The organism is Desulfobacula sp. (genome assembly GCF_021107415.1).
In genome coordinates this window covers 1-11,082 of the sequence record NZ_JAIOSW010000132.1, presented here as the reverse complement: position 1 = coordinate 11,082, position 11,082 = coordinate 1, and the positions used below count along the sequence as shown (strand labels likewise).

The 11,082-nt window shown below is 39.9% G+C and carries 14 protein-coding genes; 2 read left to right on the top strand and 12 right to left on the bottom strand.

Features of this window, described 5'->3' with window-relative positions:
- From K8S13_RS06955 to K8S13_RS06915, 9 genes are all read right to left on the bottom strand, one after another.
- Nucleotides 1-598: 3-hydroxyacyl-CoA dehydrogenase NAD-binding domain-containing protein (locus tag K8S13_RS06955; protein WP_291461504.1), on the bottom strand; the 598-nt coding region annotated here is incomplete at its 3' end.
- 13 nt (nt 599-611) lie between these two features.
- Nucleotides 612-1,391, bottom strand: a complete 780-nt coding sequence (locus tag K8S13_RS06950) for an SDR family oxidoreductase (protein ID WP_291461502.1) — start codon at nt 1,389-1,391, stop codon at nt 612-614.
- Nucleotides 1,392-1,424: 33 nt separating this feature from the next.
- A complete protein-coding gene (locus K8S13_RS06945; RefSeq protein WP_291461500.1) occupies nt 1,425-2,360 on the bottom strand; it encodes a 3-keto-5-aminohexanoate cleavage protein in 936 nt (311 codons plus the stop codon).
- Nucleotides 2,361-2,399: 39 nt separating this feature from the next.
- Nucleotides 2,400-2,744: a cupin domain-containing protein gene (locus K8S13_RS06940; protein ID WP_291461498.1), complete on the bottom strand. Its 345-nt coding sequence runs from the start codon at nt 2,742-2,744 to the stop codon at nt 2,400-2,402.
- A 37-nt stretch (nt 2,745-2,781) separates the two neighbouring features.
- A complete protein-coding gene (locus K8S13_RS06935) occupies nt 2,782-3,582 on the bottom strand; it encodes a cyclase family protein (RefSeq protein ID WP_291461497.1) in 801 nt (266 codons plus the stop codon).
- Nucleotides 3,583-3,721: 139 nt separating this feature from the next.
- Nucleotides 3,722-4,303 (bottom strand): hypothetical protein, encoded by a 582-nt coding sequence (locus K8S13_RS06930; RefSeq protein WP_291461495.1) that lies wholly within the window; start codon nt 4,301-4,303, stop codon nt 3,722-3,724.
- A 20-nt stretch (nt 4,304-4,323) separates the two neighbouring features.
- Nucleotides 4,324-5,328, bottom strand: coding sequence for an amidohydrolase family protein (locus tag K8S13_RS06925; protein WP_291461493.1), 1,005 nt, complete (start codon nt 5,326-5,328; stop codon nt 4,324-4,326).
- Nucleotides 5,329-5,359: 31 nt separating this feature from the next.
- Nucleotides 5,360-6,613: an OprD family outer membrane porin gene (locus K8S13_RS06920; RefSeq protein WP_291461491.1), complete on the bottom strand. Its 1,254-nt coding sequence runs from the start codon at nt 6,611-6,613 to the stop codon at nt 5,360-5,362.
- A 90-nt stretch (nt 6,614-6,703) separates the two neighbouring features.
- A complete protein-coding gene (locus K8S13_RS06915) occupies nt 6,704-7,405 on the bottom strand; it encodes a GntR family transcriptional regulator (protein WP_291461488.1) in 702 nt (233 codons plus the stop codon).
- 255 nt (nt 7,406-7,660) lie between these two features.
- On the opposite strand from K8S13_RS06915, the gene K8S13_RS06910 reads away from it, so the two are divergent.
- Nucleotides 7,661-8,950, top strand: coding sequence for an MFS transporter (locus K8S13_RS06910; RefSeq protein WP_291461486.1), 1,290 nt, complete (start codon nt 7,661-7,663; stop codon nt 8,948-8,950).
- 20 nt (nt 8,951-8,970) lie between these two features.
- On the top strand, nt 8,971-9,147 hold the full coding sequence (locus K8S13_RS25630) for a DUF3108 domain-containing protein (protein WP_367172544.1): 177 nt from the start codon (nt 8,971-8,973) through the stop codon (nt 9,145-9,147).
- Between the two features lie 261 nt (nt 9,148-9,408).
- Here the strand turns inward: K8S13_RS25630 and K8S13_RS06905 are convergent, their stop codons facing one another.
- The 3 genes from K8S13_RS06905 to K8S13_RS06895 all read right to left on the bottom strand — a co-directional run.
- Complete coding sequence (locus tag K8S13_RS06905) at nt 9,409-9,774, bottom strand: DUF2513 domain-containing protein (protein WP_291461485.1); 366 nt, start codon at nt 9,772-9,774, stop codon at nt 9,409-9,411.
- A gap of 169 nt (nt 9,775-9,943) precedes the next feature.
- Nucleotides 9,944-10,615, bottom strand: coding sequence for a uracil-DNA glycosylase family protein (locus K8S13_RS06900; RefSeq protein WP_291461484.1), 672 nt, complete (start codon nt 10,613-10,615; stop codon nt 9,944-9,946).
- 247 nt (nt 10,616-10,862) lie between these two features.
- Nucleotides 10,863-11,082, bottom strand: a 220-nt coding sequence (locus tag K8S13_RS06895) for a hypothetical protein (protein ID WP_291461482.1), incomplete at its 5' end; no start/stop codon positions are given.

The window sequence follows — 11,082 nt, the reverse complement described above, 5'->3', positions numbered from 1 at the left end:
CTTCTCTCCATAGAGCGTGTTGAAGCCTGTTACCGACAAAGCCGGGAACATCCTTATTAATCCTGACAGGGTGTTTCCCCACCTGTTTCATTAGATCAAATGTCTTTTCCATTACTGAGTCAGAAGTTTCTTTACCTCTGACTACCTCTACGAGCGGGATAAGATAGGGTGGATTCCAAAAATGTGTCCCCAGTATCCTTTCTCTGAAATTTGATTTTTCAGCAATTTGAGTAATGCTGATTACGGATGTGTTTGATGCTAATATTGTTTCTGATGGACAAACAGCGTCTAATCGTTCAAATATCTCCTGTTTTAATTCTAAATTCTCAGAAACAGCTTCAACCACGAATTGAGCACCGTCTACAGCTTTTTTTAAATCAGTGGTTGTTTTAATCCGAAAGACAGCAGCTTCAATATCTTTGGAATCTCCAATACCGTTTTCAGCCATGAGGGTTAGATTGGATCGCACGTTTTCAACAGCCTTGTAAAGCATATCATCGTGAATATCCGTCAGTGTCACAGTATATCCGTGAACAGCAAATATCTGGGCGATGCCATGTCCCATAAGACCGGCTCCGACAATTGCAATTTTTTCCACTTTTTACCCTCCTTTAGCCGGCAGTGTACCCGCCATCAACACAAAGAACCGCCCCGGTCATAAAATCAGACGCTTTTGAAGAGAGATATATTATGGTCCCTAAAAAATCTTCCGGCTCACCTAATCGACCTATGGGGATTCGGTTTAAAAAGTTTTTATAAAACGCCTGGTCATCGAACATCCACTGGGTAAGATCTGTCCTGAACACAGTGGGTGCAATGGCGTTGACATTTATATTATATTTTCCCCATTCACACCCAAGGGTTTTGGTCAGCAGGTGAATCGCCCCTTTGGAAGGACTGTAGGCTGAATAATTGGCCATGCCAAGTTCACCACGAGCAGATCCGAGCAGGATTACTTTGCCTCCACGACCCTGGTCAATCATAACTTTTCCGGCCTCTTTACAAAACAACCAGGTCCCCTTAAGATTTGCATCCATGATCATTTCCCACTCTTCTAAAGGCTGTTCAATAATAGGGTTAGGTTTATTGACCCCAGCCGCTGTGATCAAAAGATCAATTCCACCGAATTTATCAATGGTTTCATCAACTATCTTTTTTACATCTTCCTGTATTATTGGGGAACCTGCAGAAAAAGCTGCTGTTCCTCCTGCTTTTTTAATCTCTTCAACAAGCGGCTTTAATTTTTCATCGGTTCGGCCGGTTGCCATCACTTTTACACCGGCAAGTGCCAGTCCCATTGCAGTCGCGCGGCCAAAACCTCCTGTAGCTCCGGTAATAAGAGCCACTTTCCCCTTAACGTTAAAAATAGTATCTATCTTGTTTGTTTCCATCTCTGAACCTCGCTGGTCATGATAATTATTTTTTTAAAAATTAACCTTGTCTAATCCCTTTAATTCTAAAATCTGACGTGCTTCATTTGGAGTGGCGGGTTCAATACCAAGTTCCCTGGCAATTCGACCAATTTTAGCTACCTGCTCGGCATTACTTTTTGCCAGAACACCACTCTCCAAATAGAGATTATCTTCCAGACCAACACGAACGTTTCCTCCCAAAATTAATGACTGGGTACACATGGGAAATTGCCTGTTACCTGCTGCGCACACGGAAAACACAAAATCACCAATCTGTCTGCGTGCTGTATCGACCAGATATACTAAATTTTCCGGTGTTGCCGGCATACCACCGAGAATGCCCAAGACAAATTGCATATAAACCGGTTTCTTAACAATCCCTTTGCGGATTAAATATGCCAAATTGTTGATCATGCCCATATCGTATATTTCAAACTCAGGCTTAGTCCCTGTGGTTTCAAATATTTCAAGAAACTCGCGCATGGTTTTAAAAGTGTTGGGGAAAATAAAATCTTCTGTGGCTTCAAGGTAGGGCTTTTCCCAGTCAAATTTATACTCTTGTATCTTGTCGGCTATGTGAAACAAGGCAAAATTGAGAGAACCTGCATTGAGCGATGCTAATTCAGGTTTCAAGGTCGTGGCAACCCGAACACGCTCCTCTACAGGTGCTCCCAGCTTTCCACCGGTTGTTGTACATAAGATAAGATCACACTGTTTTTTTACCTCAGTCGCCACCTCCTGATAAACTTCCTGATCAGCATTGGGGAGTCCGGTCTTTTGGTCCCTGGTATGAATATGTGCCACTGCTCCACCTGCCTCGTATACAGCAAGGCATTCATTAATCAATTGCTTCGCAGTAACGGGAAGATAGGGAGACATGGAAGGGGTATGGATAGATCCTGTAAGGGCTGCCGTTATTACAGCCTTGTTTTTTAGTGTGTTAGTCATTTTTCCTGATCCTTTTGTTACCAGTCCCGGAGTTCGGGACTACTCGGGGTAGTTGATCACCACCAGCATACTGGCTGGTTTATTGGTTTTATTGATAATCTCCCGACCCTCGTTGGGGCCGATAAACAACGAGTCCCATTTTTGCAGCACAATTTCTTCAGTTTTGGATTTGACAATAATTTCACCCTCTAATACAAAATAGACCTTTTCCAGAGGGTTATCCTCATATCCCCACTCTGCGCCACCATTGGGCAAAAAATGTGATAAGCCTATCCAGAATTTAGTGATTCCGGTCTCTTCAATTCCTTGAAGTCGCATGGCCGTCATTTCGAAATGACCAGGCGCTTCATATGCATTTACCTCTTCGAATTTTATTTTTTTCATTCTCTTTACAGCCTCCTATCAATATTAAGGTCTGTTATTAGCTGGTTCCATATTTATATACACGATCCGGTACATCGTTCATTTCATCTTCATCAATCTCGGCAACCAGCCGGATGATGGAGCCGTCACCCATATACCATCTAATTGGGAAACCCATCAATTTTACACGCTTACCCACAACCTTAGCGATGTCACCCCCAACATTTTCATATCCGACAATACCGTTTGACATAAGCTGATGATGGCAGGGTTCCCATTCAGTAAATGTCTCTTCAACAGTGGCTCCGAATTCCTTTTCATAATCTTTAAATATATCTGGACGAAGAGGACCGGGGCCATGGGGACCGATGGCGGTATGCAAAGGATGATCCAGAGCCTGCTGATCAACTCCTACACATTTTACACCTTTTTCAACAAACCATTCACCCGCTTCTCTCCCTAATCCCGGAGATTCAAGAAAATACTTTTGGCTGTCCCCCCAGTATTTATTCCACCCGGTGTGTACAATAACAATGTCACCCTTCTCAATTTTCGGGGTGGCGTTTTCCAGATCATCCGCTGTTATGAGTTCCCATTTCTTTTTTGGAATATCAACGATGACACCTGTCCCATAGTATTTATCCAAAGGGATCTCATGAGTGTAAGGCAACCCTTCAATTACATGTGCAGGTGAATCAGCGTGTGTTGTACAGTGCATAACCGTGGTAACCTTTTGAGAAAGAACGCCTGATTTGGCGTGATAATGCATTCTCTCGATCTTTACGTCTTCGAAATATGGCCATAATGGACATTTATCTCCAAATGGATGACTTAAATCGACTAATATTTTTTTCCCCATGTTTGATTTTTCCTTATAATTTAAAACTACCTTATATATTGGTCACACTCTTTTCTAGAATCTGGCCCATAAGTATGTCAAGTTACTTTGTTATCAGGTTCTGAAGAACTTCCAGGCCATTGTCATGTCGACTCAAATATTATTTTATAGCAGTCTCTTTCACATATAAATCAGGTAAAAAATCAGCTAAATATCCCATTTCCTCGTAACAGTGCTTCATAACGGCCGCACCTCTTGCCTCGTCAGCATGAAAAAGCCAGAAACAGCTTCGCATTTCACAGCCAAATTCTGTATCACGGGCAAAATGTATTAATTGCGCCCTTTGGACATTTTCCTCACTCCTGCCATCTGCACATATTGCAGCACCAACTTTTGCTTCATCAAATCTGGAAGTATCAAAAAACTCGGAAGGATCTCGAAAATATGCTTTCCCCTTCATAATTTCGCCACCCATGTATTCTTTGATGACATGGGTGGCACCGATGTAGTTTCCCGGACTCCAGTTTTCCCACTCCCCAGATATGTGGTCTTTGGGGTGCCACAACTTATATTTTTCAGTGTCTCCCATATATCCAAACCACCAATCAACCATTTTGCCCTTGCAACGGGGCATTCTAACAAGAACTGCTACATACATTTGACCATTTGACAAGCGTTGGTATCCGGTTTCCATGGGCAAATACCCAGGTTCCAAAAGTTTATTGGCCTCTTCAATAAACATAAATTTTTCCCCTATTACTATTATAGTTTTAAAAGCTTTCTCGCGTTCCCTTCATAGATCTTCTGGCGATCCCTATCTGATATGGGAAGTTCATCAACAATTTTTATGGTCTCGCGAATAAAGCCCGGACCTTTTTCAGGGTCAAAAGGACTATCTGATGCAAATAAAACATTATCAACGCCAAAAAAATCCAGGCCACACTTTGTTCCTGCCACTGATCCGAACAGAGCTGTATCTGCATAGAACATCTTGAAATATTCAAGGTGAGGTTTTTTTAATTCTTTTAGGATGACACTTAAATCCTTATCTGAGGTGCGCGCACCCAACTGGTCCCAGCCCGGTCCGATCCTCCCCTCAAAATAAGGGATCATACCACCCATATGATGTGTAATGATCTTCAAATTTGGAAACATATCAAAATACTTACTGAACACCAGGCGTGCCATTAAAGCGCTCGTTTCATACGGCCAGCCAAGGGTCCACCAGATTTCATACTCTGATTGATCCTCGGTTAAATAATCAGTAAAATCAGCACCGCGTATCGGGTGCACCCAGATGGGAAGATCGTATTGTTCCATTTTTTCAAACAAGGGTTTGAATTCCGGGAGGTCCAAGGGTTTTCCATTCACATTTGTAAAAATCTGAACGCCTACTGCTTTGAGATCCATAATGACCCGGTCAATCTCCTCAAAGCATGCTTCCGGATTGTTCATGGGCAGTGAAGCAATAAACCCGGGGAAACGATCCGGGTATTTGGATACATATTCGGCCATGCCGTCATTGGCCACCCTGGCCATTTCCGGACTTAAATCCGGGTCATATAACTTCTCCATAGGTGGCGAAGACAAACAAATCACCTGGGCATAATCATCGAACTGATCCATCATGCGAAACCGGGCTTCCAGATCCCAGAGTACAGGTACTCCTCTGGTTCGTTTCCCCATATCCTTTGCATTAGGGCTTTTTGCCAACATTTTATCCCAATATGTCTTGGGGTAAATATGATTAAAAATATCGAGTTTCATTTTTTCCCTTTCTATTATTTTATTTTAAATATTAAAAGCTATAGACTAAAAAAAATCGGTAATCTTCTTGATCAACTCTGCTGTTAGTGTAATCACCATCTACATTGGCATAGCGAAGCCTAAGATGAAGCCCTTTTTTAAAGGGGACTTGATATTTGAGATCTATATCAAACTCTGTCTTGTCTTCCGAGGCGTTGTTCCCCGAATCCGGCGTGTCGAAAATTCCATATGAAACGCCAAGTTTCAACCCCTTAAGCGGTTTAAAAATTTTGCTCAGTTTATACTCAAAGTCAATGCGATAGCTATCCTCTTCGGCCCTGAACGCTGGTGTTACCTGCATGATATTTAACAAGCTCATCCCAGCCCTCCAAGGTGCCAGATTATTATCTCCATTGGTAGAATATAACCCTGCCAAAGTTGCGCCAAAGAATTCAATCCCCAATTTTCCACCAACCATGTAACTGTCAACATCCCATAATGCCAATTCATCACCTACAGCATCCTGACAAGCGTATCTAAAGTTACCAAATAATTTCACGTCATTATTGATTTTATGATTATATAATGCATCAAAAAAGTAATTTTCAAAAATATTATGCCATTGATGATAGGCTCCCCACAATCTTAACCCTTTAATGCCCGTGTATTTTAGTTCGCCCCAGGTGACACCTTCATCTGCATCATCCGGAACTCCGCCAACGAGATCAGACATTTCAACGAACTCATCAGAAACATTATCTTTTTCTCTGAATGCATGTCCCAGGATAATTTCAAAATCCTCGATTTCTTTACTTTTTATATAGATAGCCTCGTGAGTTCTAGGAATCACCCGTTGTATATCATATCTCTTAAACCATGGTGTAATTAATTCCTGCGCACCAATTTTAATGTCAGTCTTTGAAATTTTAAAATTGATATAGTATTCTCCTAAAGCACTCACACCGTCACCATCACTGGGGAAAAGGGCAGGGTAAACAGGATCATTATCGTTATTCACACCAAAATCCTGGACAGTGTAGAAACCAACGCCGGCACTGATGCCTTGCCATGCTGCGGTCCGGAAATGTAGATTACCACCTACTGTAAATGTGTCAAAATCTGTTCTTGCCTCATTATCAAAATCCTTTACAAACCACGCAGTTTTAAATTGTCCATAGGCGGTTCCTTTAGAAAACATCTCCTTGAAATTTTCCGCCTTAGGTGCCGGTTTGCTTTTACCTTTAGCATAGGCATTAGTGGTCACAACAAACATCAATGCTAATAAAACAGCCAATAATTTTTTCATTCCTTTCTCCTTTTCAACTTGCTATTATAATTTAATTTTAAGACCTCCGGACCCTCGTTGAGTCCGGCATCTCAAACTATAAACCTCTGATCAATACGATTTTCGAACCTCCAGTATATGCTCTTCAAGCAGCTGAATAGCCGTCTCACGCCTTTTTCCCATCAATGCATCCAATATTTTTTCATGTGCCTGAACTGCAATCTTCGATGTTTTAAAATCTGCATCTTTGCGACTGCGAATATCGTGATGTATCGCATTGATTGCTTTCTCAAAAAAGATAAACACATTATTTTTTGAGGCTTTTGCCAACAATGAATGAAACTCGAAATTTAGATTGGTGGCTGCCTCATTTTTTTCAATTACGTCTTTTGCTTTCTTGATATTTTCCTTAAGAATTTCAATGTCCTGGTCATCCGCATTATCAATAGCCTCATTGAAAATGGCTTTTTCGATTATCAATCGCGCATTTGTAAATTCATCAACAGAAATTTTTTTCATCCGGAATGCATCTAATAAGAGATTGGCAATTCTTCCTGAAATATTATTTTTAATAATTGTGCCACCGCCAAACCCCTTTTTTACGATAATGAAACCTGATAATTCAAGGATACGGAGAGCTTCCCGGACGGTTTGCCGGCCAACATTGAACTGCTCTGCGAGATCAGCTTCAGAAGGCAGTTTGTCTCCGGATTTCAAGACGCCTTCAAAAATAAGAGTTTTAATTTTTAAAGAAACCTCTTCAAAGGTTCTTTGGCTTTTGACCGGTTTGAATATTGCTTTGTTGATACTCATCAATTTTCAAAACTTTCCTTTTCCATCTCACTTTGAATATAGCTCCGCCCTGTCGGCTACATAGGAGGTTCCGTATTCACTCATACTAGCTGAAGTCAGACATTAATGATATTAGTATTATTGATACGTTATTGATTTGTCAAGAGGTTTTTTGATAAATATGAAAAATAATCAAACATTGCTTGTCATACAAAAAAAAATACCTATTTTCTTACGAAAGTATGAAATTTAAAAGATTATTCTTTCAGGATTTGCATGAACATATTTAGAAATAAAATTATGATGACCATTGTTCTGACTATCTGCGCAAGCATCATGCCCCAGCTCTTTTTCAAGAACGGTTTTTTACTTTCTTATTTTTTAAAAATGGGATTTAAAAGTTCAGATGTATTGATACTGCTGTCCCTGCCTTCTTGTATTATGTTTTTATTATCGGTTCCATTTGCCTATTACGCAGACAGATACGGCAAGAAAAAGATAGGGATATCAGGGATAATTTTAACAATTTTGGGCTTTTTTTTCATCATACTGGCTGGCTTTTTTGATAACCAGAGTTCAATCAAATTTATTGTCTGCGGAATTGCCTTATTCAGCATTGGGGTATCAGCACTTCTGTCGGGATGGTTTGCACTTTTAAGTCCCTTGATCCCGGAAACAATACGGGGATCTTTTTTTGGAAACTTGCGGGTTTGCTGGCAGATTTTTGCCATTGGCTGTTCCCTTATCCTCACATATATCCTGGAAAAAAACGCGTCCCTTGGAACATATCAGCTTATACTGGCTTTTTTCACCTGCCTTCTCATTATCCAGATATTTCTTTATTTAAAAATTCCGGAAATTGATAAAATCGAATTTCAAAAAAAGTCCATCTGGAAAATAGCTGCCGGCATACCGGACGTACCCGGATACATGCCTTTTTGCGCCTATTGTTTTATGCTGATGCTTGCTACAGGTTCCTGGCCCGTCACAATGGGACTGCTTGAAAAAAATGTATTGCATTTTTCCGATGATACCATTGTTCACATGGGTACCATGCTTTTCCTGGGAGCCATGGTCGGATTTTATACAGGTGGGAAAATGGTGGATAAATTCGGAACCAAAATGGTCTTCCTTGTGGTCCATTTTTCATACTTTCTGTTTTTATTCCTGGTGATATTAAGGGATTTGATTCCTATTTCACTGGTATCTTATTTCAGTTTTCTTACCTTTAGCCTCGGGCTGATCCAGGCATCCTCCTCCATTGCCCTGACATCTGAAATGATGGCACTTGCACCCGCAAAAAATAAATCTGTTATCATTTCTCTCTGCATATCACTGCAAGTGGGGGGAGCCGCTTTTTCCGGCGTGATCAGCGGCAAGCTCATCGAGTATGGCATATTAAGCGAAACCTGGCTCTTCCAGAGCCTGACCTTGAGCAACTACGACACCCTGATCCTGTTCAGTTCCATCATGGTTTTCGTTTTTATCATCACTCTGGGGCTTATCCCGTCTGTTGTAAAAACAAAAAAAGTTCAGTGGGTACCCCACTCTTCAAAAACATTGTAAATTAGGATGTATCCTCCGGAATTTTTGATACGTACCTGCTCGCTCTTAAGGCCAATCATTTTTCAGGCGTGTTTAAAAAAAGTGAAAATCCCACAGTAAAACTCTGGGTCACGGCAGATGACAGAAAGATCCCCGTAAGAATAAAGGTAAAAGTCTTTATCGGAAGCATTATCTTTGATCTTGTTTCAGTGAACTGATCCTCAAAAAAATACCAGGGTTTTAAGATATTCCGGCCGGGGCATAAGGCAATACTCTTCTAAGAATCAAACAAATATATTAGTAACTTGAATTAGGAAGAATGGATTTTATTCAACTTGTCAGGAAATATAGTTTAACGAAGAATTAACAAGCGTGTGATGCCTTCCACTAAAGGTTATTAAAAGTTTAAATATAAAAAACCTTAAAAGGTCGATTCGGCAAAATAGTAGCACGTCTTGTTGAATGAAAGGTTAGCTGATTTATAGGCCAACACTTTCTTTAGCCATTGATATTAAAACAGCCTTAATAACATCAAACTGTAAAGCACCTGATTTTGACTTTACTAATTCTTTTGCTTTTTTCCAAAAAGTATCATTTCTTGATGCTTCAAAAAATTCATGGCCTTGCCATGTTAATCCATTAGGATATACACGGATAATACGGTCAGATGTTGAAGAAATTGATTTTTCGCATCTAATCAAACCAGCTTCATTCATTAAAATAAAATGATATTGCACCTCCCTATTTGTATACCCCTCTATTTCAAGATCTTGTACTATTTTATCATCAGGCTTTTCTTCCAAGTAAATTAGTAATTTTCTGATAAGATCAAGGTCTCTTTTCATTTTACCTCCTTGAAAGCAAACGTTTAGGATAACAACAGGCAGCAAGCGCCAACCAATTACCTTGATTTAAAAATAATCGTTTCAAAGTTTATTCACTCTTCCCAAAAAACTACACCCCTTGATGTCCAGTTCACTCGCCTGTTATGTTTTATTCAGTATAGTTTTTCACCTATGATTTAAGAAGGTCATTAACAAATCTCAAATTCTGAACATAATCGCTTTCACGTTTTATTCCCTCCACCCTGCTAGGGTGATGCATTGGAATCAATATTAAAGATGCTTCTCCATATCTTGCTTTACAAGGAGGATGGGATTGAAGTAATGGGCCATCAAGAAAATTCGATGCGTTAATTGACGTCCAACCGTCTAATAATTCTTTAACTACTTCAGTGGATTCATTACCTAAAGAAATAATGATTTGTGGTTGAACATTATCGAACTCCCATTGAAGATGCTGTCTACAAGGCAAGGAGCGCTCTTCAAATTCTTCAGTTGGATTATAATCTATGTTACATTTAACTACATTTGTGATGAAAACATCAAAAGGATTAAACCCTGCTTTGTGAAGGAAGATGCGAAATTTAGCTCCTGTTTTTTTATTGCTCAGGGGAAGTAATGTCAGTTTCGATGCCCTCCAAAGTCTCTCTTTGGGTTTGGCACCAGCTGAATCTTTTCCAACAATCAAAAGGTTTGCGTTTGAGTCTCCATTCCCCCAAACAATCTCTTTACCGATGAAACCATAACCAGCCTTATCACATAGGTTACATTTGAACCCACGAGAAAGTGTGTCTTCCTTAAGCGGAAATAGGTTATCGTACTTATCATATTCAGGTTTTTTCATTATCCCCTCCCAGTGCTATTAAGAGTTTAAAACATAACCAAGTAATTTGAAAATCTGGATTAAAAATTCATTATCAATATTTTTAATGATTGTACAGACATTAAAAAGATCAACTATGGTTTGAATATAATTGATTCAAGGAGATCCTGCTGGAATATTCTTTATTGGAGATATCATAAACTGCGTTCAAATCCTTTATATCAAAAAGTAATCCCCAAGTTAACCCTTGGGGATGTTAAAAATATTTTTACCATCCAGATGCCCTATTCATTAGATTATGCAACATTTCAGCGGTTGGATGAAGATATCTGGAACTTATTGTTTTCTGTGTGTCTCCTAACAAACGGGCGACATGATCCAAGTCCATCCTAAAATTATAACGCAAATTTGTCGCCACATAATGCCGGAAGGTGTGCGGACCTCTTCCATCACCCTTTGTTTTAAGACCAAGGTCTTTAAGCATGCTG